Origin of the sequence: Paenibacillus shenyangensis, from assembly GCF_000346635.1 — a bacterium.
Lineage (GTDB): Bacteria > Bacillota > Bacilli > Paenibacillales > Paenibacillaceae > Saccharibacillus > Saccharibacillus dauci.
Window position 1 is genome coordinate 82,324 of the sequence record NZ_AOIG01000018.1, and the last position, 24,040, is coordinate 106,363.

At 47.8% G+C, this 24,040-nt stretch carries 20 protein-coding genes; 16 read left to right on the plus strand and 4 right to left on the minus strand.

Features of this window, described 5'->3' with window-relative positions; genetic code table 11:
- The first annotated feature begins 323 nt into the window (after positions 1 to 323).
- Positions 324 to 3,800 carry a PAS domain S-box protein gene (locus H065_RS0115445; protein WP_017813986.1) on the plus strand — a complete coding sequence of 1,159 codons (3,477 nt, stop codon included), beginning with the start codon at positions 324 to 326 and terminating at the stop codon, positions 3,798 to 3,800.
- The gene (locus H065_RS0115450; protein ID WP_017813987.1) at positions 3,797 to 4,567 is read left to right on the plus strand and encodes an NAD-dependent epimerase/dehydratase family protein; all 771 of its coding nucleotides are present in this window, start codon (positions 3,797 to 3,799) and stop codon (positions 4,565 to 4,567) included. Before H065_RS0115445 ends, H065_RS0115450 begins: the two co-directional genes overlap by 4 nt.
- 151 nt (positions 4,568 to 4,718) lie before the next feature.
- Here the strand turns inward: H065_RS0115450 and H065_RS0115455 are convergent, their stop codons facing one another.
- Entirely contained in the window at positions 4,719 to 6,314 is a 1,596-nt protein-coding gene (locus H065_RS0115455; protein ID WP_017813988.1) for a methyl-accepting chemotaxis protein, read from the minus strand.
- Between the two features lie 253 nt (positions 6,315 to 6,567).
- On the opposite strand from H065_RS0115455, the gene H065_RS0115460 reads away from it, so the two are divergent.
- Both H065_RS0115460 and H065_RS0115465 read left to right on the plus strand, forming a co-directional pair.
- The gene (locus H065_RS0115460) at positions 6,568 to 6,849 is read left to right on the plus strand and encodes a GNAT family N-acetyltransferase (RefSeq protein ID WP_017813989.1); all 282 of its coding nucleotides are present in this window, start codon (positions 6,568 to 6,570) and stop codon (positions 6,847 to 6,849) included.
- A gap of 131 nt (positions 6,850 to 6,980) precedes the next feature.
- Positions 6,981 to 7,550 (plus strand): DUF420 domain-containing protein, encoded by a 570-nt coding sequence (locus tag H065_RS0115465; protein ID WP_017813990.1) that lies wholly within the window; start codon positions 6,981 to 6,983, stop codon positions 7,548 to 7,550.
- 143 nt (positions 7,551 to 7,693) lie between these two features.
- On the opposite strand, the gene H065_RS0115470 is transcribed toward H065_RS0115465, so the two are convergent.
- Positions 7,694 to 7,996: a hypothetical protein gene (locus H065_RS0115470; protein ID WP_017813991.1), complete on the minus strand. Its 303-nt coding sequence runs from the start codon at positions 7,994 to 7,996 to the stop codon at positions 7,694 to 7,696.
- Between the two features lie 512 nt (positions 7,997 to 8,508).
- Between H065_RS0115470 and H065_RS0115475 the strand changes: the two genes are divergently transcribed.
- Together H065_RS0115475 and H065_RS0115480 are read left to right on the plus strand one after the other, a co-directional pair.
- Positions 8,509 to 9,321 carry a formate/nitrite transporter family protein gene (locus H065_RS0115475; RefSeq protein WP_017813992.1) on the plus strand — a complete coding sequence of 271 codons (813 nt, stop codon included), beginning with the start codon at positions 8,509 to 8,511 and terminating at the stop codon, positions 9,319 to 9,321.
- 222 nt (positions 9,322 to 9,543) lie between these two features.
- Complete coding sequence (locus H065_RS0115480) at positions 9,544 to 10,089, plus strand: glutathione peroxidase (RefSeq protein WP_017813993.1); 546 nt, start codon at positions 9,544 to 9,546, stop codon at positions 10,087 to 10,089.
- A gap of 174 nt (positions 10,090 to 10,263) precedes the next feature.
- Here the strand turns inward: H065_RS0115480 and yiaY are convergent, their stop codons facing one another.
- Positions 10,264 to 11,418, minus strand: coding sequence for an L-threonine dehydrogenase (yiaY, locus tag H065_RS0115485; RefSeq protein ID WP_017813994.1), 1,155 nt, complete (start codon positions 11,416 to 11,418; stop codon positions 10,264 to 10,266).
- 132 nt (positions 11,419 to 11,550) lie between these two features.
- On the opposite strand from yiaY, the gene H065_RS0115490 reads away from it, so the two are divergent.
- On the plus strand, positions 11,551 to 12,417 hold the full coding sequence (locus H065_RS0115490; RefSeq protein WP_017813995.1) for a helix-turn-helix transcriptional regulator: 867 nt from the start codon (positions 11,551 to 11,553) through the stop codon (positions 12,415 to 12,417).
- Between the two features lie 185 nt (positions 12,418 to 12,602).
- Here H065_RS0115490 and H065_RS27935 read toward each other — a convergent pair whose 3' ends face one another.
- On the minus strand, positions 12,603 to 12,758 hold the full coding sequence (locus H065_RS27935; protein WP_017813996.1) for a hypothetical protein: 156 nt from the start codon (positions 12,756 to 12,758) through the stop codon (positions 12,603 to 12,605).
- 346 nt (positions 12,759 to 13,104) lie between these two features.
- On the opposite strand from H065_RS27935, the gene H065_RS0115500 reads away from it, so the two are divergent.
- The 9 genes from H065_RS0115500 (at position 13,105) to H065_RS0115540 (ending at position 23,953) form a co-directional block, all read left to right on the plus strand.
- The gene (locus tag H065_RS0115500) at positions 13,105 to 13,938 is read left to right on the plus strand and encodes a sensor histidine kinase (protein ID WP_017813997.1); all 834 of its coding nucleotides are present in this window, start codon (positions 13,105 to 13,107) and stop codon (positions 13,936 to 13,938) included.
- Complete coding sequence (locus H065_RS0115505) at positions 13,931 to 14,593, plus strand: response regulator (protein WP_017813998.1); 663 nt, start codon at positions 13,931 to 13,933, stop codon at positions 14,591 to 14,593. Before H065_RS0115500 ends, H065_RS0115505 begins: the two co-directional genes overlap by 8 nt.
- A gap of 135 nt (positions 14,594 to 14,728) precedes the next feature.
- Positions 14,729 to 16,555: a copper resistance CopC/CopD family protein gene (locus tag H065_RS0115510; RefSeq protein ID WP_193746784.1), complete on the plus strand. Its 1,827-nt coding sequence runs from the start codon at positions 14,729 to 14,731 to the stop codon at positions 16,553 to 16,555.
- Between the two features lie 73 nt (positions 16,556 to 16,628).
- The gene (locus H065_RS0115515; RefSeq protein ID WP_017814000.1) at positions 16,629 to 17,375 is read left to right on the plus strand and encodes a YcnI family copper-binding membrane protein; all 747 of its coding nucleotides are present in this window, start codon (positions 16,629 to 16,631) and stop codon (positions 17,373 to 17,375) included.
- A 383-nt stretch (positions 17,376 to 17,758) separates the two neighbouring features.
- Positions 17,759 to 19,300, plus strand: a complete 1,542-nt coding sequence (gene abgT / locus H065_RS0115520) for a p-aminobenzoyl-glutamate transporter (protein WP_017814001.1) — start codon at positions 17,759 to 17,761, stop codon at positions 19,298 to 19,300.
- Positions 19,301 to 19,385: 85 nt separating this feature from the next.
- On the plus strand, positions 19,386 to 20,657 hold the full coding sequence (locus H065_RS0115525) for an amidohydrolase (protein ID WP_017814002.1): 1,272 nt from the start codon (positions 19,386 to 19,388) through the stop codon (positions 20,655 to 20,657).
- Between the two features lie 195 nt (positions 20,658 to 20,852).
- On the plus strand, positions 20,853 to 22,166 hold the full coding sequence (locus H065_RS0115530; RefSeq protein WP_017814003.1) for a GTP cyclohydrolase IIa: 1,314 nt from the start codon (positions 20,853 to 20,855) through the stop codon (positions 22,164 to 22,166).
- 32 nt (positions 22,167 to 22,198) lie between these two features.
- Positions 22,199 to 22,549: a hypothetical protein gene (locus tag H065_RS0115535; protein WP_017814004.1), complete on the plus strand. Its 351-nt coding sequence runs from the start codon at positions 22,199 to 22,201 to the stop codon at positions 22,547 to 22,549.
- A complete protein-coding gene (locus H065_RS0115540; RefSeq protein ID WP_017814005.1) occupies positions 22,550 to 23,953 on the plus strand; it encodes a M20 family metallopeptidase in 1,404 nt (467 codons plus the stop codon). It begins immediately after the preceding gene.
- Positions 23,954 to 24,040: the final 87 nt, after the last annotated feature.

Genomic DNA, 24,040 nt, shown 5'->3' on the forward strand with positions numbered 1-24,040 from the left:
TCTGCCTGGGCTGCATGTCAGTCTGGCAGTGAGGTCATACGCAAGACACTGGTGATGCACACATGGCAGCGCCGGTGTCTTTTTCATTATGTTCTTTATTTGACCAGTGGGAAAATAAAATTATACGGATCTTCAGCATAGCTACATTTCGTGTAAGAAAGACGCTACAGCGCTATTCGGTTAACCCATAAAAGGGTAATCTGCATTATATAATCTCACACATATAAACTAGATATATAGATTAGAAAATACAACAAATACATTCTTGCAAGCAATCAGACAAAGAAGCATCCGGGCAAATGGTGTTATTGGAGGGGACTAATGTGATTAATCAATCAGGACATGACCGAATGATCTACGAACATATTTTTCATGCTGCCTCTATAGGGATTGCAGTGATTGAGCCTGAAAATGGCACATGGAGGCAGGTTAACCCTGCACTTTGTCAGCTGCTTGGCTATGAAGAGAGCGAACTGTATGCACTGCGTGAAGAAGATCTTGTTCACCCGGCAAGTCCGATCGCCTATCCATACCCAACGATTGCGTCGGAAGCAGCTGTCTCTCCGAACCATTCATATTGTACCCGCAAATATTACAAGCATCGTCTCGGCCATATGCTGCAGGTCGGTGTGGAAGTGTCTATTGTGCAGGATGCAGCTGGACAAAACCTGTATTATATTGCACAATTTCAGACTATTGAACCGGTTAATCGTCATACGTACCTGTCCGGTGTGGATCAGGAAATCTATCGGCTGATTACTGAACATGCGAATGATCTGGTGTCTTACAGTACACCCGATGGCATTCTGCGTTATGTATCGGACTCTTTCTATACTGTCCTGGGCTATACACCGGAAGAAATGATCGGCCAAAACCGGATGCAGTATTACCATGCAGATGATTCGCAGGGGATGATCGCCAGTGGTCAGGGTTATTTGGATCAGGGTATGATGACCCGTCGTCTCAAGCACAAAAGAGGCTATTATTTGTGGTTTGAGATTTCATTCCAGGTCGTTCGTGACAACGAAGGCGCGATCACCAAGGTACTCGGGATTGGACGTAACGTCAATGAGCGTAAAAAGTATGAAGACAGTCTGCGAGAAGCACAGCGGATCGCCCATATTGGCTCATGGGACTGGGATATGTCCACAGATCGTGTGGTAGTAGGCAGTGAGACACAGGAGCTATTCAGCTATCTTTTCGAACATACCGAAGTACCTATCGAAAAGGTCAGAGAGATTGTCCATCCGGAAGACCTGCCTTCTCTGCAGGCCAAACTTCGGCAATCCATGCAGACTGGCAGCAACGGTGAAGATATTTTCCGTGTCATACTTGCAGACGGTTCGGTTCGTTACTTGCAGTCGCACTGGAATGTCACAGTAGATCACCAATCGCAGCCGGTGCAGATTATCGGGATGACGCAGGATATTACGGATCGCATCGAAATGGAAGAACGGCTCAAACAAAGTGAGCGGCAGTACCGACTGATCTCGGAGCAGTCGCTGGACTTTATTTCCCGCCATTCTGTGCAGGATGCTATCTATCTGTATTGCTCACCAGCCTGTTACAGTATTCTCGGCTATCCGCCGGAAGAACTGGAAGGAAAGCATAGCCTGGATTACGTGCACAGGGACGATATAGCTGCAGTACAGCAGTATACGAATCTGCATCTGGCTGGCGAACAGCCCAAGACGGTCATTTACCGTCATCGGCACCAGTCCGGTGGATATGTCTGGCTGGAAGCATCCGGACGCTATATTTATGATGAAGAAGGCCAGGTCAAGGAAATGATCTCGATTGCCCGGGATATTACCGAGCGTCGCCAGGCTTCTTTACTAATACAAGAGAGCGAACAGCGGTACAAATCGCTGTTTGATTATAATCCGGCAAGTGTCTTTTCATTTGATACGCAGGGGCGATATACGACGATTAATGCCCAGATGGAAGTACTCATGGGCCGAACGGAAGATGAATTGATCGGCAGATCGTTTGAATGCTTTATCGCGCCGGAGAGTATCTACGATACAGCGGAGCATTTTGAACAGGCACTGCGCGGTAAGCCGCAATCCTATGAGTCCGAGGTTGTAGTCAAAGGCGGCGAATATCGGCGTATTAGTGTAGTGAATCTACCGATTGTAGTAGATCAGCAAATCGTGGGCGTATACGGAATTGCGACGGATATTACCGAAATGAAGCTTCATATGGAGCAGATCGAGAAGCTCGGTAACGAATATACACTGATCCTCAATTCTGTCTCGGAAGGTATTTTCGGACTGGACAATGAGGGAAGGGCTACCTTTATCAACCCGGCAGCAACCCGGATGTTGGGATTCAGTACACGCGAGCTGGCTGGCCAGTTGCTGCTGGATATGTTCCAGTTGACTCATGCGGACGGTACAACCTATACGCCGGAAGATAATCCGATCGATCAGGCGCTGCGGGAAGGAATATCCTATGAAGAACAGGAAGCCATATTCCTGCGCAAGGACGGCTCTAGCGTGCTCGTCTCTTACCGGATTACACCGATCTGGGATCGCGGACAGCGCAAGGGAGCTGTAGTGGTCTTTAACGATATTACCAACGAGAAACAGATCATTCGTGCCAAGGAACTAGCAGAACGGGCAGATCGTGCCAAGTCGGAATTCCTGGCGATTATGAGCCATGAGATTCGTACACCGATGAATGGCATTATTGGGATGACTGGTCTGCTCGCAGATACTCCGCTCGATGAAGAACAGCGCAGCTATATCGATATTATCCGCGATAGCAGTGATTCCCTGCTGCATATTCTGAATGAAATTCTGGATTTCAGCCGCATCGAAGCAGGGAGAATGGTACTGGATCATGAGCCGATCCAGCTAAATGTACTGCTGGATAGTGTATTTGATCTGTTCTCTGCACGTGCTGCCGAGAAAAAGATAGAGCTGAATTACCAGACCGAAGACCAGATTCCGACAACAATTATCAGTGACGCTTCCCGTATGCGCCAGGTGCTGGTGAATCTGATCAGTAATGCCATCAAATTCACCGACAAAGGCAGTGTAAATCTGTCGGTGCGCCAGCTGGAACGTCGTGCCAATGAATGTGTACTGGAGTTTGAAGTTAGTGACACCGGTATCGGGATCTCCAGTGATAAGCAGGGGCTGCTATTCCAATCTTTCTCCCAGCTGCATCCGGCAATTAACCGTAAATATGGAGGAACCGGTCTGGGACTGGCGATCTGTAAAAAACTGATTGAACTGATGGGCGGTACAATCAGTGTAGATAGTGAAGAAGGCATGGGAGCGACTTTCCGCTTTGTACTGCCGCTGCAGTATGTGGTGGAGGATTATTCTACGGAATCTGTAGAAACCGTTGCTATCGAGCAGCCGGCTTATACAGGTACTTCAGGCAAATATGGACCGCTGCGGCTTCTGGTTGCCGAGGATCATCCGGTCAATCAGAAGCTGATGCAGGAAATGCTGCGCAAACTCGGCTACCAGACGGATATTGCCTACAATGGGCGGGAAGCAGTCGTTGCTGCGCTTACGAATCCGTACGATCTGATATTTATGGATATCCAGATGCCGGAGATGGATGGGATTGAAGCGACCAGCGAGATTCGCAATCGACTGCAGCAGCATGAACAGCCGGTGATTGTGGCTACGACTGCATTTGCCCGTAATGAAGATCGTCAGATGTGCCTGAGTGCAGGTATGCAGGACTTTATCAGCAAGCCGCTGCGTCTGCAGGAAGTCGATCGTATTCTCAAAGAATGTGCGTATCATCTCCAACAACTCGATCAGGGAGGATTACTATGAAGCGCAAACTACTCATTACAGGAGCTGGCGGCCGCATCGGCAGTACGCTCTACCAGGGATTGAAGGAAGAGTACGATGTGATTGCAACCGATATACAAGAGAACGAGACGCAGGGGATTCGCCGATTGGATATTACCGATCCGGATCGTATTGAAGAGATGCTGCAGGACGTAGATACCATTCTCCATATCGGCTGGCAAAAAGATGATGACGACTTTCTGGGTGTGGCGCTGCCGGTAAACGTGAGTGGTGCCTATCATCTGTATGAAGCTGCACGCAAAAAAGGTGTACGCCGTCTGATCTTCGCCAGTTCCAACCATGCGACCGGATTCTATAAGGTCGGTGAAGAGGTAGATGTGAACGATCCTTATCGTCCAGATAGCATTTACGGACTGAGTAAATGTTATATCGAGCTGCTGGGAAGATTGTATGCCGATCAGCATCAGTTGTCTTCCTTTAACGTACGTATTGGTAATTTTCCCGGTGACGACCGTCCCCATTCCCAGCGTGCTACGCATATCTGGATATCGGAACGGGATATGGTGCAGCTAATGCGCTGCTGCATCGAGGCGGATGATCGCCATACCTATATGAATCTGTATGGAACATCAGCCAATACGGATAATTATTATGATATCAGCTATCTGGAGCAGGAGATCGGCTACAAGCCGCAGGATGATGCAGCCGAATTGCTCGCAGAAGAGCAGCGTCGACAGGAAGATCTTCCACAGGACGAGACCATTTACCAGGGTGGCCAGGAAGGATAGCAATAGGATTGGCTGTCCCGCGTAGTTGCTTATCTATGAATAAAAATTAAGCCTGTTCATTCCCGTTATTTCTGTTAATCAGAAATAGCAGAGACGAACAGGCTTTTTGATATTGCCTTAATAAGACGAATGATAAGGGACTCTACAGATTTTATACTTTGAAAATAGATACAGAGTCGTTCAGATCCTCAGCCAGCTTGGCGAGGGATTGAGAAGAGGCTGCAGTTTCCTGAGCCGCCGCTGCAGATTCTTCGCTGGCAGCAGCAATAGATTCGACAGAGAACATGACCTCGTTAGCCTGAGCGGATTCTTGTTCACAGGCCGCTGCGATATCATTGACACGAATAGCAGAATCATTCACCATACGAATGATTTTTTGGAAAGAATCCCCCGTCTGCGTCGATTGTTCTACACTTTGTCGTACGGATAATACACTATCCTGGGTATTTTTCTGCATGATTTTGATAATGCTGGAGATCTGCTTGGTAGCATCCATACTGCGTTCGGCCAGTTTGCGTACTTCATCGGCAACAACAGCAAAGCCTTTGCCTTGTTCACCGGCACGTGCAGCTTCAATGGCGGCGTTCAGTGCAAGCAGATTGGTCTGATTGGAGATATCGTCGATTACGCTGATAATTTCACCGATCCGTTGGGAATCTTCTTCCAGGCGTTGTATGGAAGTATTCATGTTTTGCATACTGATCATGGATTGGTCAACCACCTGTCCACCTTGATGGGCCATATCCAGAGTGTGGTTGGACAGCTCTGCCGTCTCGGTAGCACTGCGGGCGACAGAATCGATAGCCGCAGACAACTCCTTGAACAATTCAGTAATGGAAGCGGAAGCTTCTGCCTGAGTGCTGCTTGTATGAGCGATTTCCTCCGTAGTAGCGGAGATTTCCTGGGAAGCGGCAGCTACGCTCTGGGACGACATGGAGATACGTGCGATCAGATCACGCAGATTGTCTGCCATGGTATTAACAGAAGCAGCCAGCTGGCCTACTTCATCACGAGTATCAATATCCGATGTACCACTCAGATCGCCAGCAGCAAATTGAGAGATCAGCGCGGACAGTTTCTTAAGCGGTGTAGAGATCATATGGGCGATCCAATAGCCTAGCAGGAGACTGAAGATAACAGCAAATACAAGAATAGTAATAGTTAGTGTGCGGGCCTTTTGATAATCGCTAGTTGCATCTGTGCTGGCTTGCTGTGCAAGCTTGGCATTGTAATCAATCAGTCCGTCGAGAATCGTTCCAAGCTCATCGCCAGCCTGTTTGAGGGTATTGTCTTTGAACTGGATAAAAGCGGCTGTTCCTGCAGCACCCGGAACCTGTGCCATACGGGTTGCCTGAGTATACAGCTCGATATATTTGGCATAAGCGGCATTGAATTGTTGGAGTCCTTGTTGTTCGACAGGTGTAGAAGCAAGTGATGTATACGCTTTGATATTGGTATCAATACCGGTTTTGAATTGAGCCATTTTGTCCAGATAGGTCTGCTGTTTGTCAGCGTCGGTTGTAGTATTCAGATCACGCACAGCGACTCTCAGACGCTGGTAATAGACTTGTACGCCGAGTAGATTTTGTACGGATACCAGATTGTTGCCGGATATCTGACTGGTGCGTTCACTGCTTTGCTCCAGGTTGCGGAGACTATATACGCCAAAAGCAATCAAGATCAGCACGATTAAAATGAATGAAGATATAATCTTGGCTGATGTTTTTAAATTATGAAACCATTTCATAAAGGTTACCTCCGTTAGTTAACTTAAGACTCAATATATATTTCGACATTAGTAAAAATCTGGTAATAGGCACTAAGTACTAAATGTATTTATTTTACATATAAAGAATTAATAAATTTATATTCTAGAATATAGAATTTTAATGGATGGAAAAGAACGGAATCGCGTTAACCTACAGATAGCGGATTGTTTCGTCATGAGGAATTGCGGGGATAAAAAAGATATATTGTCTATTTCGGAAGGAGCGAAAATTATGCAAAACATTGTAGAGAATGATAAAGGATTCGTAATGGAAGTAGATGGAGAGCCCAAAGCAGAGATTGGCTTTGGTCCTTATGATGAACAGTCGATCATTATCGACCATACTTTTGTATCGGAAGAACTGCGGGGGCAAAAGGTCGGTCAGCAGCTCATACAGCGTGTAGTGGATGTAGCCCGCGAGCAGGGGAAGACCGTTGTCCCGGCGTGCTCTTATGCGCTCGCACAGTTCAAGCGCAATGAAGAATATCATGATATCTGGCGCAAAGATAGCTAAAAACCAGTGTGATTCCAAAACGTTCAAACTGTTGTCACCAATCCGCTTATCCTTATCCGGTTTATTAAAATATAATATAATGAGGATATTTCGATATTCCCAGTATGAATCGCAAGGATGGGAGAGTACACATGGACAAGGATACACAAACCGGCAATCTCAAGCCAACGACCAACAAGAACTTTACAGGTCTGATTATTACCGTATCTGTAATTGCTAACGTCATCATTTTGCTGTTGTTTTTCTCACCGGCTATCGGTTACAAAGGAACGGTTGGATTTGATATTACACTGCTGCCGCGGATGAATGCGATTTTTAACAGCTTTACTTTCATTTTCCTCGTCGCTGCACTGATCTCGATTTTGAAAAAAAATATTAAGCTGCACCGGGGATTTATTCTGGCTGCCTTTTCGTCAACACTGCTGTTCCTGGTTACGTATCTAACATTTCACTACCTCTCTCCGGAGACAGCCAAATATGGCGGTGAAGGATTTATACGTACCGTTTACTTCTTCATTCTGATCACGCACAGTTTCCTGGCTGCGATTATCGTACCGCTGGCACTGTTCGCACTGGTATGGGGATGGACGATGCAGATTGCCAAGCACAAAAAAATCGTCCGCTGGACGATGCCGATCTGGCTGTATGTAAGTTCTACCGGGGTAATTGTCTATCTGATGATGGCGCCTTATTACAAATAAAGAACATAAAAGAAAAACCGTGGCTTCCCGGGCCACGGTTTTTTGCTGTGCTGCTATAGAGAGTACAGGTGCTATATCTAATCATCATCTCATGGAATGTCGGTGTATACCATAATTGATGCATCAAGCAGGAAAGAGAGTTCTTACTTGATACCGTCTTTGTAGTTTTTGCTCCAGTTCTTGTCACCCAGATGGGAGAAGTCTTCGACTGTTCTTTCCAGTGTCTCGATCAGCTGTGCTTTGATTTCGGAAATGGTATCACGGTATACACGTTCTTCGTTACCGTTGATACGATCACCGTAGATTGCCAGAGAAGCAGTATACTGACGATGTTTTTCAACCAGTTCATCAATCGATTGCAGAGCATGTTCAACGTAGCGTGTAATTCCTTGTTGTTCTTGTGGCAGCAATTCCCGAAGTTGCTGTACTTTGCTATGGTTTGTCATTTTCGGTCACCTCGTAATTTTGATTGTAAATTTACATTAACACAGTTTCACAAAATGTTCATTAAAATGAGCTTAAATATGTTACTTTTTTCATAAAAAAACCGACGTTGAGATGAATTAATTACTGATAACATCTATATATCATCAAGATTAGGTGTTAAAACACCATAATCGTTGGTTACAGAAAAATGATGTGTCCAATTTGTGACTGCTTTTGCTTATAATATCTTTTCGGCAGATTGTTTTACTAAGTTAATAGCTTTTAGTGACTTTGGTCATATTTTGTCGAAGAATAGGAATATGTTCCTATGTCTTATAGTCTAGTAGGAGATAGGCTAAAAGAAACGGGTTAAAATAGGGCATTTGCGTGTAGATAATTCTATAATGAAATCGATCTGCATAATCATACGGTTATGCGGATATGGTATTGTAGAACAATCAGGAATAGCCATCGATGCAGCCTGGCAAGCAGGGAGTCAATCAAATCGAATTCATACTAGGATGGTGAATGAATGGAACTACAATCGTTAAAACAGGTGGAGAAGCTGGCACTGGAAAAGAATATGATCTTCAGACAGAGCATACTCCGCTACCTGTCGCGCTCAATGCTGGCAAGTATGTTTATCGGATTCGGCGTTATTGTTGCTTTTAAGACAGGCAATTTCTTTTATGCTGTGGAATCGCCTGCTGCCTATCCGATGGCAGCACTTACCTTTGGTGCGGCGATTATTCTGATCTCGCTGGGCGGAGGGGATCTATTTACAGGGGATACGTTCTATTACTCCTATGCAGCACTGATTCGCAAGCTGCGCTGGTTGCAGGTAGTGAAGATGTGGGTGACCAGTTATATCGGCAATATTATGGGAGCCTGTGCTTTTGCGCTATTGATCTTCCTAACCGGGCTTTATTCGGATCACTCGGTCAATGCGTTTTTGTTGAATGTGGTAGAGCACAAGATGCAGGCACCCACTTCGCAGCTGTTTTTCAGGGCTATTTTGTGTAACTGGCTCGTCTGTCTGGCCTTTTTTATTCCAATGGGGCTTAAAAATGAAGTGGCGAAGCTATTCTGTATGATGCTGTTTGTATTCTGCTTCTTTATTTCGGGGTATGAGCACAGTATTGCCAATATGTGTACTTTTGCAATTGCGCTTGTGGTCGATCATCCATCGACAATTAATTTCGCTGGCGTCATTCATAATCTGATCCCGGTAACACTCGGCAATCTGATTGGTGGTTCGGTCTTTATGTCGATGATGTACTACTATGTAAATAAGCCTTTTATGGGAACGCATGTAGAAGACCATGGTGACGATCAGAACGAATAGATTTCAGAACAGAATAACGTAACGATTTGAGAAATATAAGCTGCAATATAAACGAATTCCTGTAAATCCATTCCTTATTCGACAAAATAATTGATTTTATAGTTCTTAATACCTCTAATATTTTAAAATATATTAGGACTATAGTTTCAAATGCGTTTTACATTGCTTACAATATAATAGGCTACTAAATTATTGTAATCAAAGGAGAACGTAAAACGAATTATGAGTGTATATCAATTTGCGGCAACCAACATGGCTGGTAAGGAAGTATCTTTGGAGGAATATCGTGATCAGGTTATTCTGGTCGTTAATACAGCGAGTCAATGCGGTTTTACTTTTCAATTTGAAGATTTACAAAAGTTATATGATCGTTATAAAGACAGAGGATTCATTGTACTCGGTTTTCCTTCCAACCAGTTTGCTGATCAGGAACCTGACGGTAATGAACGAATTCAGGCTTTCTGTATGCTGAATTACGGTGTTACATTCCCGATGTTCCAAAAGGTGGATGTACGTGATCAGTATGCGCATCCTTTGTTTACGTATCTGGCCGATTCCAAGCCATTCGAAGGCTTTGATATGAGGCATTCGGTAGCCAGAATCCTGCTGCCTCTGCTGCATGAGCGTCATCCGGAGTATATGCCGGGCGATTCAATCAAATGGAATTTTACCAAGTTCCTGATTGACCGCAGCGGTGAAGTGGTCAAACGCTTTGAACCTACAACCGATCCATACGATCTTGAAGAGGATATTGAAGCGCTGCTCTAATCGCAACGATAAATATTCGGTCCATAGCAAAGTTTTGCTTCGTACAAACCTACATCATTTTACACATTAAAATAAATTGTACAAAAAAAGCCCGGTGCATATCACCGGGCTTTTTGGATACTGCAGAATTATGCAGATCCAAGGATAGAGGAGAAAATGAGAGAACTGCCTGTCTTACATCGCACTCGCGAACATATGAATTACATCTTCCTTGGAAGGTTGAATCGGGTTAGTGACCCCGCAGGCATCTTTCATGGCATTGGCAGCCAGCGTATCAAAGTCTTCAGCTTTGACACCAAGCTCTTGCAGACCAGCAGGAATACCAACTCGCCGGGCCAGCTTTTCAATTGCCTGAATAGCCAACTCTGCTCCTTCTTCGGGACGTGACAAGTCGACCTGCTCACCAAGCGTATGGGCGATGGTCGTGAGGCGCTCTGCAGCAGCCTGCATATTATAGCGTTCTACATGAGGTAGCAAAATAGCATTACATACGCCATGAGGCAGATCGTAGAACCCGCCCAGCTGATGGGCCATAGCATGAACATAGCCAAGACCTGCATTGTTAAAAGCCATACCGGCCAGGAACTCGGCATAAGCCATCTGTTCACGTGCTTCCGCATCCTGTCCGTTATCTACAGCACGAACTAAATAATCGCGAACCAGCTCTATAGCTTTGAGTGCACAGGCATCCGTGATCGGTGTTGCATCGGTAGATACATAAGCTTCAATCGAGTGAGTTAGTGCATCCATACCGGTAGCTGCTGTCAGTGACTTGGGCATAGCCATCATCAGCTGCGGATCATTAACAGCGATTAGTGGAGTTGTATGCTTGTCCACAATAGCCATTTTTACATGACGAACTTCATCAGTGATAATGCAGAATTTGGTCATTTCACTAGCGGTGCCGGCAGTTGTATTAATCGCGATCAGTGGAGCGGCTGGTTGTGCAGAACGATCTACACCTTCGTAATCTTCAATACTACCGCCATTGGTCGCGAGCAGGGCAATACCTTTAGCACAGTCATGCGGTGAGCCTCCGCCAAGAGAAATAATACAGTCACAGCTATTATCGGTATATGCCTGCAGTCCTTCATTTACATTGCGAACAGTCGGATTGGGGCGTGTGCTGCTGTAAATCGCTGAGGCAATACCTATCTGTTGCAGCATATCGGTTACTGTGCCAGCAATACCAATATCAACTAGTGGTTGGTCCGTAACGATCAATGCTTTGTGATATTGAAGTTTGCGGATTTCCTCACCGGCATCCTGCAGGGAACCGGAGCCCATCAGACTCATACCGGGCATCATGAATTTTGCTTTACCTGCCATACTGATCTACCTCGCTTGTTGGATGTTAGAAGCAATTGAGTTATACTTACTTTATTAAGTGTAGCCCGATAACGAATACAAAAATATCAATTATTGCCGTAAAATATTCGTGGTTTCAAAGAGGGAGAGTCTATGGAACAGGCATTGCATGGCTTTGACCGTTATGACGAACTTCAGTATGGGTATCAGACGGATTTGCTGCGTATTTTGTATTATGATCTGCCAGAGAATTATAGCGAAAATTATGCCGCTTATGAGTCTCCGAAGCTGTGTACGGTTCTGGAAGGACAAAAAAATGTACGCGCCGGCATCAAAGAGAACTTTTTTACCCATGACCGGAGTGAAATGCTGCTGCTGCCGGCACATTCCCGCGTTGAAATTCAGATTCCCGTACCGACCCGTGCGCTGGTATTTGAACTGAGTGATCAGCTGATTGCACGGCTGCATCCTGTCGTGGAGGAAGAACTGTGTACATCTATTACGATCGATAACGGTACTATACTGCGCTGTGCGGTGAATCATCAGAGCCGTGACCTTCAGCATACGATTCAGCGGATTCGACGTCATCTCAGTCTGCATGATGAGGATCGTCGCTTTCTGATTGATCTGGCTGCCCAGGAGCTTACCTACCATCTGCTTCACGTACAGGGAGCGGAGCAGCTGCTGAAGCTGGATCGCAGTGATCCGGTTCATCAAGCGATCCGCGATATTAATGATCATATCAGTACGATTCATCATATTCGCGATCTGGCCAGTCATTACCAGATGTCACATACCAATTTTACAAGTCGGTTCAAAAAGCTGACTGGACTGACACCACGAGAATATATTACCAACCGCAAGTTGGAAGAAGCCCGCCAAATGCTTCGACATCACACAGTTACCGAGGTAGCGATGAGCCTTCAGTATGATAATATTTCTCACTTTATCGGACTGTTTCGCAAAAAATACGGAGTCACTCCAAAGCAGTACCAGCTAGGCCTCCATCCGTCAGCATAATTGCAGCATTAGAGTTTGCTAGACGACTTGGAGCACAGGCTATCTTAAGCCAGATAACGGCACATGTAGATAAGAATATATAATTGTAGGTAGAAGTAAGCTTGTAAATACACAAAAAAACCGACTCCTTTTACCGGGTCGGTTTTGTCATATATGGATGCGTCTGTACACCAGCCAGCAGATTACTAGCGGCTGCGGGAAGGGACAGAGCACTTTTTCAAATATTCCAGCTTGCGGATAATTTCTTTTTGCCACCTGTGGTCACCCACATGAACAGCCAGATTGAGAAGATCGAGATAATCGTCGATTTGTAGTGAGGTTTTTTGGGTCATTGCGTTCATCAAGATTCCGTCTCCTTTTAAAGCGCAGGGATAGCAGCGCGTATATAATGAGGCACAAAGTGCACATTGCAGCAGTAACAGGATTTCCTTATTCAGGAATTATCAATGTATTATCAATTCATCAGGAATGATAATCATTATCATATCTACATTCTCATTGTAAGCATTCAACTAGTGAATTGCAAATCATTTATCTAAATTTTTTTGCAAAATATTCAACTGTTCACAGGTTATACACGGTTCAGTCATGGGATAATACAACAGTAGATGCAGCAAAGTGATACTGAAGTGGCGAAATCAGCCTGTCGATTTATGTATATCTTAGAGCCGGATAAAGGAGAATGATATGTCTTATCGCTGGATGAAATGGACCATCTTGTTTTTACCGACCGTTACAATTGGGTTATGGGAGTATGTAAGGCATCAACTGCTGATGCCGTATCTGTCCATGGAAGCGGGGAACTGGCTGTCGCCGGTTATTGTCTATATTGTCAGTGTTACACTGCTGCGCCGGATGTTTACAATGATGGAGCATACGCAGGCAGCTCTGGACCAGGAACGGATTGCCAAGGGCAAGCTGGAAGAGCGGCAGCTGCTCGCCGGGGAGCTGCATGATGGAGTGGCGCAATCACTGTTCCTGCTCGGTGTCAAGCTGGATCAGGCGCGCCGCCGATTCGATGATCCCGAAGTGCATAAGATGCTGAACGATATCAGTCGTACCGTCAGCGAAGCGAATCATGATGTACGCCAGTCAATTGCCAATCTCAAATATTCGCCGCGACAGGAGGACGCCGGAGCCACTTCGCTGGAATACCGGATCTGCGAGATGATTCCGCTGGCCGGGGTCAAAGTGGAGCTGGACTGGCAGCTGGATGAAGGACTGCTGCGTCCGGATGAGCAAGCCGAGCTACTCGCCTGTATTCGGGAAGCACTGCTTAATATTCACAAGCATGCAGGAGCAAGACATGCGACAATTTCCGGTATACAGCAGGACAGCGATTGGCAGGTGACCGTGCAGGATGATGGACACGGATATGACGAACAGGATTTGGCAGACCCGGGCAAATTCGGGCTTCGTATTACCGCGGAGCGAGCCGAACTAAGAGGCTGGACTTTTGCGCTTCGGCGAGAAGAGAATTGGACCCGTTTTATACTGACAGGAGGCAGCAGACATGGATAGAGTACGTGTATTGATCGTGGATGATCATGCTCATGCCCGGGAGGCAACCAGTGTGATTTTGTCGGAAGAGCCGATGTTTGAAGTGATCGGTACGGCAGCGAGTGGGCAGGAAGCACTGGAATTCACGGAGAAATGGATGCCGGATCTGATTCTGATGGATATTTCCATGAAAGGAATGGACGGACTGGAGACGACGCGGCTGATCAAGCTGCGATTTCCGTATGTAAAAATTATTATGATGACTGTATCGGATGATGCGGCTCATCTGTTCGAAGCGATCAAGCAGGGTGCACAGGGGTATCTGCTCAAAAGTCTACCCCCTTCGACCTGGCTGGAATACCTGCGCAGCGTAGCATCTGATCGGGAAGGCATGAGTCAGGAGATTGCACATCGTATTTTGCAGGAGTTTCCCTTTGGCAAAACACAGAGTGATCCGGCTGCCGATACACTTACTCGCCGGGAACGGGAGATTCTGCAATGGGTATCTTCCGGTATGACCAATCGGGAGATTGCTGCCGAGCTCGTCATCTCCGAGCAGACCGTCAAAAATCATCTCAAAAATATTTTGCAAAAGCTGCAATTGGAGAACCGTGTGCAACTGACCAGGTATGCTCTGGAGCAGGGATTAGCTTCGGATCAGCGTCCGCGTCCATAATTCATTCAAATTTGAACCGGTGAATGACGGTTATATAGCCCTATGTAGTCATTTTCCCCCGGAGGATGTTCCGTTATGATGAGAAAGGTGCAATGGACTTGGGGTCCCATGCCCGTTCGGAAAGCAGGTGAAGGATTGAGTAACAGAAGTATACGATTAGATGAATTACAGAACACGCAGTCAGCCGGACATTCACCATCGGCTGCTGTTCACTATCGCCATGTGGAAAGCGATTCCCTGCATACAGCAAGGCTATCGAATAAGCGTGCCGTTCACAAAGGCAGAACGATGATGCACAGTCTGCTCGCTCTCTTGGCACTCCTGATGTGCGTATTGTTCCCGCAACAGGGGCTGGCACATTCGGCCGTTGTGGAATCCTCACCTTCACAAAATGAGGTGCTGGAGCAGTCACCGCAGCAGATCAAGATTCGTTTTAATGAAGATATTCAGCGCGCCTATTACAGCATTCAGCTGATGGATTCGTCCGGCAAGGTCATTCAGCCGATCCAGGCGCAGATTGACGAGAAGGACGGTACGGTGCTCAAAGCGGATGTACCGATGAAGCTGGCCGGAGACATTTACAATATTTCCTGGAAAGCGGTATCTGGTGACGGACATCCGGTGCAGGGAGGAATCGTGTTCCAGGTGGGCGATGGGGCCGGCAAAGATGTTAACGATACAGATATCCGTATCAGCGACAAACCGGTGAATCCGATGCTGGTCGTGATGCGCTGGCTGCAATATGCCGGACAGGCGATGCTGCTCGGGGCACTCTGTCTGACGTTGTTCCTGCTGCCACAGCGTCTGCGCACCGGGGAGAATACAGGCTGGATGATGAGCGGCCGTTATCGCTGGTTTGTTATCGCAGGCAGTGTAATTGCTCTGGCAGCGCTGCTAATCCAGCTGCCGCTACGGATTGCCTGGGATGCGGATGTACCTTTATCCGGTACAGGTGCTGAAGTGATGACGACTCTGCAGGGTACCGTATTCGGTAAAGTATGGCTGCTGCAGATGATTTTCACGCTGCTCGGAATTGCAGGTCTGCTGATCATGCAACTGCGCAATTTATCTGCACAGGTTCGCAAAATCATCGGGATGGCTTCATTCGGGCTGCTGATCGCGGCGCTGCTGGCCAAAGCATTTGACGGTCATGCCTATGCAGAACCTTATGCAGGTATTGCGATTGCGGCTGACTTTATTCATCTGCTGTCGGCTCTGGTCTGGAGTGGCGCGCTGTTGGCGCTTGCCTTGTTCCTGCCGAAGATTGCAGGGCTCTATCATGGAGAGGAACGCCGTAATGTATATTGGAGTATCGTGCGCCGATTCTCCTGGTGGGCGATCGTCTCGGTAGCTGCACTGCTGGTCACCGGCATCTATGGCAGTCTGGTGTATTTGCCGGAGCTGAATTCGCTGTTTACGACAGCGTATGGACTGACGCTGCTGGGCAAAATCCTGCTCTTCCTGATCATGGCAGCCTTTGCCGGTATGAACTATGTCAAAGGCCGCAAGCAGGAAGAGGAGCTGGGCAAGGATCTGATCTGGGAAGTGCTGACCGGATTCGTTATTCTGGTGCTGGCGGCTATTCTGGTGCATCTGTCGCCAATGGGCGGCTCGCTGGTCAAGGTCAAACCTGAACAGATTACCGCTCAGACCCAGCAGATTGAAGGATACGATGTGAGTCTCAAGGTAACGCCGCTGGAGATGGGCAGCAATGACTTTATCGTTACCGTCAAGGATGCCAAAGGACAGCCCGTAGATGTAGAACAGATTGAAGTGACCATGACGCATATGGATATGGCTATGGCACCTGCTCAATTCACGATGAACAGTGCAGATGCACAAAATGGTGTGTACCAGAAGAAGTCCATGATCAGCATGAACGGACGCTGGCAGATCGATATGCATATTCTGACCAAAAAGCTGGATAGCATGGATGTGCAGTTTACCATCAAGGTAGGTTAATAAACAGGAATGCTCGGTACCATACAGGGCGCGAGGCAATCTATATTACTCAGACAAAGGGGCTTATTCACTCATGAAATTGAGATCTGTATTTACCCGTATCATTACACTTACTTCGGCTGCTGCATTGGCCGGATTCGTAACGTTCGCAGGCGTTGCCAGTGCGCATGTTACCGTCAAACCAGCTGAATCCATGACTGGCGCATGGGAGACATACACGATCAAAGTACCTTCGGAAAAAGAAATTCCTACAACCAAAGTAACGCTGAAAGTACCGGAAAACCTGGTCTTCAAGCAATATCAGCCAGTTCCGGGCTGGAAAACGACAACCGAGAAAAATGATGCCGGCGAAGTGACGGCTGTAACCTGGGAAGCAGAGAGCGGCGGTATTGAAGCAGGACAGTTCCAACAGTTTGTCTTTGTAGGAGAAAATCCTGCCAAAGATAGCGAATTGAACTGGGATGCGTATCAGTATTACAGCGATGGTAGTATCGTCGAATGGACTGGAGATGAAGGCAGTGATACGCCTCATTCCATGACGGTAGTGAGTGCCGCGGGTGCCGATACAGCAGCCACAGCTGATCATGGTCATGACACAGCAGGTACAGCGGGCAGCGGTACAGCCGGTACGGATACAGGCGCTGCTGTGGATACTGCGGCAACCTCTACAGATACACCGGCAGCAGGCAGTACGACTGCTCCGGCAGCTTCGGCTCCAGCTAGCACGGGCATGCAGACTGCAACTCTGGTCGTAGCGATCGTCGCTTTGATCGCAGCGATCGGTGCATGGGTAACTGCAGCTCGCAAACGCAGTAAATAACAGCTTTATTACAAAACCAATAGCAAGAGTATAACGATTGTCCGAAAAAGCCTGATTTCCTTTTTAAAAGGGTCAGGCTTTTTTGACTTTGCGCAAATATTACGACAACAGCAAGCGAGATTCGAAGTAGAAAAAAGAAAAGCATGATATTGATAAGGCTTACACAAAGTCATATATATGTTAGATCTACTTAATTCAGAGTACATATATACTTTATTAAGAGTAAATACATGCTTTAATGAGGTCGGAAATGCATATTTATTAATTTTTATTTATCTTTTTGTAAAAATACATTACATAAGTATTGCTTCGATATGAATTCTTTCACTATAATCATTTAAACGAAAATATCGTTAAATAGTCTTTAAATAGGGGGAAGGTCTGTGAGTGGAGCAAACGGAGTACCGGTAAAGACGAATTCGAATTCAAGTGGCATTTTTGGTTGGGTAGAGAGAGTCGGTAACAAAATTCCGAATCCGTTTCTGCTGTTTGTGTACCTGATCATTATTCTGATGCTGGCAACAGCAGTGTTATCCTGGCTCCATATATCAGCTGTCGATCCGTCTACAGGTGAAGCCGTAACGGTCAAGAATTTGCTGAGCAAAGAAGGCATCCAGTGGATTTTGCCCAATGTGATCAAGAACTTCAGCGGCTTTACTCCGCTTGGCTCCATTCTGGCACTCGTGCTGGGCGCCGGTCTGGCCGAGAAAGTCGGCCTGCTGCAGGCGCTGATGCTGAAAATGGCTTCTCGTGTCAGTGCTCGCTACGCCAGTTATATGGTGCTGTTTATCGCCTTTTTCAGCCATGTCTCTTCGGACGCTGCGCTTGTGATCATGCCGCCGCTGGGTGCTTTGATGTTCCTCGCAGTTGGACGCCACCCGGTAGCCGGTCTACTCGCAGCTATTGCTGGTGTAGGTTCGGGTTTCACTGCCAATCTGTTGATTGTGACGACAGATGTACTGCTGTCCGGGATCAGCACCGAAGCTGCCGCAGCTGTCAATCCGGCTGTTCATGTCAGTGTGCTGGATAACTGGTTCTTTATGGCGGCCTCTGTCATCGTGCTGACCATTACCGGCGGACTGATTACGGACAAATTTGTAGAACCTCGGCTGTCTGTGTACCAGAGCAAAGGACAGGAAGATCGTCTGGAAGAATTGACACCACTGCAGAATAAGGGGCTGCTGGCGAGTGGAATTGCGACTTTGATCTCGCTGGTTGTGATTGCTCTGCTGGTACTGCCATCCAACGCTATTCTGCGCGATCCGGAGCTCGGAACGATTGTGCCGTCTCCATTTATGTCGGGTATTGTTCCTACTATTATCTTGCTATTCTTCGTCGCGGCAGTAACCTATGGTATCGCAACTCGTCAGATCCGCAGCCAGAACGATGTTCCGCAGCTGCTGATTGATCCGATGAAAGGCATGGCTGGCTTTATCGTAATGGTATTCCCACTGTCCCAGTTTGTAGCCTTTTTTAACTGGAGCAATATGGGCAAGTTTATTGCACTCGGTCTTACCGATCTGCTGGAAAAGACCAATACAGCGGGCATTCCGGCTTTTCTCGGATTAATGTTCCTGTCTGCGCTGCTCTGCATGTTTATTGCCAGCGGATCGGCGATCTGGTCGATTCTGGCACCGGTGTTTGTGCCCATGTTCATGCTGCTTGGTTTCCATCCGGCTTTTGCCCAGATGATTTTTCGGGTAGCGGATTCGTCGGTTATTCCTTTTGCACCGATGTCTCCATTTCTGCCCTTGTTCCTCAGCTTTCTCCAGCGGTACCAAAAGGATGCCAAGCTGGGAACCTACTATTCGCTGGTACTGCCTTATCCGATTATTTTCCTGCTGGTCTGGTCGCTGCTGCTGGTAGTGTGGTATTGGCTTGGGCTGCCAATCGGGCCGGGAGTATATCCGAAGCTTCAGGGATAATCATCAGGGCGAGATGCATGGTTAGAGGCAGGCTATTTATTATTTGGAATATGGTTTGAATTTTAATAGAGGAGATGAACAACTTATGTTAGACATACTTGAACTCCGCCGGGATCTGCATCAGCATCCCGAGCTAGGTTTTACCGAATTTCGTACAGCTTGCAAAGTCGTACAGATGCTGCAAGCTCTCGGATATGAAGTGATCTATGGACAGGATGCGATCGATGGACCTTCCCGCAGGGGATTGCCTGCACAAGAAGTGCTGGATAGCGCATATGAGCGTGCGCTGCAGCATGGAGCCGATCCAAAGATCCTGCAAAAGATGAAAGGCGGATATACCGCTGTAGTTGGCATTTTACGGGGGCAACAGCCCGGACCTACGCTTGCGTTTCGGTTTGATATGGATGCACTGCCGATTGTAGAAAGTACCGATACCGATCATCCTCCGCAGGCTGGCGGTTTCCGTTCACAATTCCAGGGCAATATGCATGCCTGTGCCCATGATGGTCATACTACAATTGGACTTGGTGTAGCAGAAGCGCTGGCTGGACAAGAGCTGCGCGGAACAATCAAATTCATTTTCCAGCCTGCCGAGGAAGGTGTGCGGGGTGCCTATGCCATGGTGGAAAAGGGAATACTGGATGATGTGGATTACTTCTTTTGCGCGCATCTGGGCTGTGATGTGCCGACCGGACAAGTACATGGCGGTACCGAAGGGTATCTGGCAACGACCAAGCTATCTGTACATTTTGGCGGCGTTGCTTCCCATGCGGGAGCCGATCCGGAAAAAGGCAGAAATGCCCTGCTGGGCGCAGCTACGGCGCTGCTGAATATTCATGCGATTCCGCGCTATAGCACCGGGGATACCCGTATTAATGTAGGTGTACTGGAAGGCGGCACAGCAGCCAATATTATTCCCGAACATGCCCGAATGGTCGTAGAGACCCGATCGGAGTCGGAAGAAACCAATAGTCAGCTGGTAGAGCGTGTGCGGCAGATCGTTGAACACAGCGCAGGTATGCACGGACTAACCTACAGCATCGAGATTGCCGGCGGCGCGATTCCGATCACCTGCGATCCGGATATGGTGCAGCTGGCTCGTGAAGCTGCTCAGGGTATTCCCGGGGTGCATACGGTACCGGAACAGATGGCGTACTCTACCGGCAGTGAGGATGCGAGCTATATGCTGCGCCGTGTTCAGCAAAATGGAGGCCAGGCGACCTATATGATTATCGGAGCGAGTAACCCGGTACCGCATCATCATCCACGCTTCGATATTGAAGAGGAGTCGCTACCAATCGGAATCGAATGGTTCCGCCGAATTGCACTGCGTGTGCTGGGAAATGAAGTCTCATAATGCGATCAATGATTGAATATAAGGGCTGGTAGTCCGTAAACAGGAGAGCGCAGCCGGGATGTTCCTTTTCTGTTTTTTAAAGCGTGGGTGCAAGATTTACATCCGAACAAGCTTCTTTTCTATAAGGAACTTGGTATACTTGCTATAATAATTATAGCTGGATTGATAACAAGTGACGTGGTGAAGGAGAATTCTATGACGTATCGTCTTGGTGTAATCGGGCCTCAACCTTCTGTCGATCATATTCTGGAAATTACGCGGCATATGGCGGAAGATGCACAGTTTATTCCACTGGTCTATAATCACCCGCAGGAAATTCCGGGTATTCTGGAGCAGCATCGTCCGGGGCTCAAAGGATGGTTCTTCTCGGGTCCGGTGCCGATGTCCATAGCGCGTCCTTATCTGGGAGAATCCGAATTGGCAGTTTACTGCAAACCGGCTGGCTCGGGATTGTACAAAGGGATGGTACAGATGCTGCAATCACAGGATATTGGTGATCGGCCGTATTCTATCGATATGGTGCAGTCAGAAGACCTGGATCTGCATGAATCACTGGCAGAGCTGGGGATCTCGGCGGAGAAATTGTATCTGAATATATTCGAAGGTTCTGCCGATCCGTATGAGATTGTGAACTTTCATCTGCAATTATGGAAAAGCGGTCAGAGCGCCGCTGCATTAACCTGTATGCACTTTATTTATAGCGAACTGCAAAAGCACAAAATGCCGGTGTACCGACTGACCATTACCCGCCAGGATATCCGGCAGGCTGCCGAACTGCTGATTCAGCAGGCACGCAGCTCGTATTTCAAGGATACGCAGATCGGAATGCAGATGATCGAAGGTGATCTGATGACACTCCGGGACCGGGCTTCCGGGGATCGTTATGCAGTGCAGCATGCCGAACTGCAAATGCAGCAGCATCTGCTGGAACTGTGCGAGCGCATCGATGGAGTGATGGTTCCTCATGGCGCAGGCAGTTATCAGCTGATCAGCACGCGCGGAGCAATCGAGCGGGAATTGTCTAGTCTGCGCCGCGTCGTCGAGAAGATGGAGCTGGATATGGATATCCCCGTGTCGGTAGGCATTGGCTATGGCGATACTGCATTTGCCGCAGGGAACCATGCGATGCTTGCTCTCCAGCATGCCCGGCCCAAGCGTGATCAGATGCTTGTGATTGTGCAGGATAACGGAGATATCCGCGAAATTGACAAGGATGAAACGACCTGGAGCTATGCTTCGCGTTCGCTGGATCAGGATCTGCTCGCCCGTTTAAATGAAGTAAATGTCAGTGTGAAATCCTATAACAAAATTGAAGCGCTAACCCGTCATATGAATTGGGACGGCTTCACCACTTCCCAGCTTGCTCAGCATCTGTCGATGACGATCCGCAATGCGCAGCGTATAATGAGCAGCCTGTGCCAGATTGGCCTTGCCGAGATCGATGGTGAGGAACAACAATCAGTACGCGGCAGACCGCGCAAAATTTACCGGCTGCGACGGATTCGTTAAGATAGAGACAGACGAGTGAGAGGATGAGGAATGTGAACAAAGGTTCAATGGCAAAAAGTACGGTATTCAAAATATATTATCTCATTATGGTAGTAGCTGTAATTGCCCTGGTAACCGGCAAAGAACGATGGCTTGCCGGAGGCGCAGGTACAGAGACAGCAATGTGGCTGTATTATGGCGTAGTAGCAATTGGCGTGCTCATTATTGTACCGGCGCTGGTCATGGCATGGTTCTGGCTGCGCCGCTGGATGACTACCTATAAGGTCGAACCCAGGCTGCAGCGAATTCTGCTGATCGTTACGATACCCATGATGCTGGTAATCGGCTATATGCTGGAACTGGTATTTATCATGATATTCATAGGATTGGGAGGCAACCAATAAATGCTCGATACGAAAACGATTCACCATGCGATAGACTCCAGACAGGATAAGCTTACAGCAGTCAGCGATCAGATATGGGATTATGCAGAGACTCGTTTTCAGGAAGAGCATTCTGCCGAACGTTTATGTATGGCATTGGAAGAAGAAGGATTCACTGTTGAACGTGGAACAGGCGGTATTGAGACAGCCTTTATGGGCAGCTATGGCAGCGGCCACCCGGTCATTGCACTGCTGGGCGAATATGATGCCCTGTCCGGACTTAGCCAACAGGCAGGTGTAGCGGCAGAACAACCGCTGGTGCCGGGCGGTAATGGTCATGGCTGCGGGCATAATTTGCTGGGAACCGGTTCACTGGCTGCTGCGATCGCCGTCAAGGACTATATGCAGCAGCATGGGCTGACAGGAACCGTGCGTTATTACGGCTGTCCGGCAGAGGAGGGCGGTTCGGGCAAGACGTTTATGGCCCGAGCCGGCGTGTTTGATGATGTGGATAGTGCGGTCACCTGGCATCCTTTTGACTATCACAGTGTAATGTCGGTGAATACGCTGGCTAATTATCAATTTTATTATAAATTCAAAGGTCGCAGTGCTCATGCAGCTGCTGCGCCGCATATGGGTCGCAGCGCGCTGGATGCGGTCGAACTGATGAATATCGGCGTCAATTATCTGCGCGAACATATTATTCAGGAAGCTCGTATCCATTACGCTGTAACCGATACAGGAGGGCGTTCACCGAATGTGGTGCAGGCCAGTGCCGAAGTACTCTATCTGATTCGCGCACCTCATGTACATGAAGCGGCAGAAGTGGTGGAGCGGGTTCACGATATCGCCCGCGGAGCAGCGATGATGAGCGGAACCAAAGTCGAGATTGTTTTTGACAAAGCCTGCTCGGAGATCGTGCCGAATCGGACACTGGAGCAGGTGATGCTTGAACAGTTCGGGCAGTTTCCGGTACCTGTACATACACAGGACGAGCTGGAGCTGGCAGCAGCAGTACGCGAGACACTGACCGAACCGGAGAAACGTCTGGCGCAGAAGCTGCCGCTGTCACAGCGTGATCGATCTCTGGCGAGCGAAGTGCTGCCTTATGAGCATGGACAGATGCTGTATGGCTCTACAGATGTAGCGGATGTAAGCTGGATCACGCCAACGGTGCAGTGCACGACTGCCTGTTTTGCGATAGGGACGTCGGCGCACAGCTGGCAGTGGGTATCGTTGGGACGTACCTCTATCGGACACAAGGGCATGCTGTATGCCGGCAAAATTATGGCAGCAACCGCTGTACAACTGCTGCTTCAGCCGGAGCTGTTGCAGTCCGCCAGAAATGAGCTGAATGAGCGGTTGGACGGGCAGCCTTATCAATGTCCAATTCCGGCAGAAGTCCAGCCTGCGCTGCAGCGCTAGCATGGACGGTCCACACGAAGCAGACAGCACTTCTATAGTAATAACTATAGGGTAGAAATAATTGCCACATAGAATCAATAAAAGACC

Excerpts from the sequence above, each read along its gene's own strand:
- H065_RS0115450 (WP_017813987.1), top strand. The coding sequence starts at position 3,797 with ATGAAGCGCAAACTACTCATTACAGGAGCTGGCGGCCGCATCGGCAGT.
- H065_RS0115455 (WP_017813988.1), bottom strand. The coding sequence starts at position 6,314 with ATGAAATGGTTTCATAATTTAAAAACATCAGCCAAGATTATATCTTCA.
- H065_RS0115460 (WP_017813989.1), top strand. The coding sequence starts at position 6,568 with ATGCAAAACATTGTAGAGAATGATAAAGGATTCGTAATGGAAGTAGAT.
- H065_RS0115465 (WP_017813990.1), top strand. The coding sequence starts at position 6,981 with ATGGACAAGGATACACAAACCGGCAATCTCAAGCCAACGACCAACAAG.
- H065_RS0115470 (WP_017813991.1), bottom strand. The coding sequence starts at position 7,996 with ATGACAAACCATAGCAAAGTACAGCAACTTCGGGAATTGCTGCCACAA.
- H065_RS0115475 (WP_017813992.1), top strand. The coding sequence starts at position 8,509 with ATGGAACTACAATCGTTAAAACAGGTGGAGAAGCTGGCACTGGAAAAG.
- H065_RS0115480 (WP_017813993.1), top strand. The coding sequence starts at position 9,544 with ATGAGTGTATATCAATTTGCGGCAACCAACATGGCTGGTAAGGAAGTA.
- yiaY (WP_017813994.1), bottom strand. The coding sequence starts at position 11,418 with ATGGCAGGTAAAGCAAAATTCATGATGCCCGGTATGAGTCTGATGGGC.
- H065_RS0115490 (WP_017813995.1), top strand. The coding sequence starts at position 11,551 with ATGGAACAGGCATTGCATGGCTTTGACCGTTATGACGAACTTCAGTAT.
- H065_RS27935 (WP_017813996.1), bottom strand. The coding sequence starts at position 12,758 with ATGAACGCAATGACCCAAAAAACCTCACTACAAATCGACGATTATCTC.
- H065_RS0115500 (WP_017813997.1), top strand. The coding sequence starts at position 13,105 with ATGTCTTATCGCTGGATGAAATGGACCATCTTGTTTTTACCGACCGTT.
- H065_RS0115505 (WP_017813998.1), top strand. The coding sequence starts at position 13,931 with ATGGATAGAGTACGTGTATTGATCGTGGATGATCATGCTCATGCCCGG.
- H065_RS0115515 (WP_017814000.1), top strand. The coding sequence starts at position 16,629 with ATGAAATTGAGATCTGTATTTACCCGTATCATTACACTTACTTCGGCT.
- H065_RS0115525 (WP_017814002.1), top strand. The coding sequence starts at position 19,386 with ATGTTAGACATACTTGAACTCCGCCGGGATCTGCATCAGCATCCCGAG.
- H065_RS0115530 (WP_017814003.1), top strand. The coding sequence starts at position 20,853 with ATGACGTATCGTCTTGGTGTAATCGGGCCTCAACCTTCTGTCGATCAT.
- H065_RS0115540 (WP_017814005.1), top strand. The coding sequence starts at position 22,550 with ATGCTCGATACGAAAACGATTCACCATGCGATAGACTCCAGACAGGAT.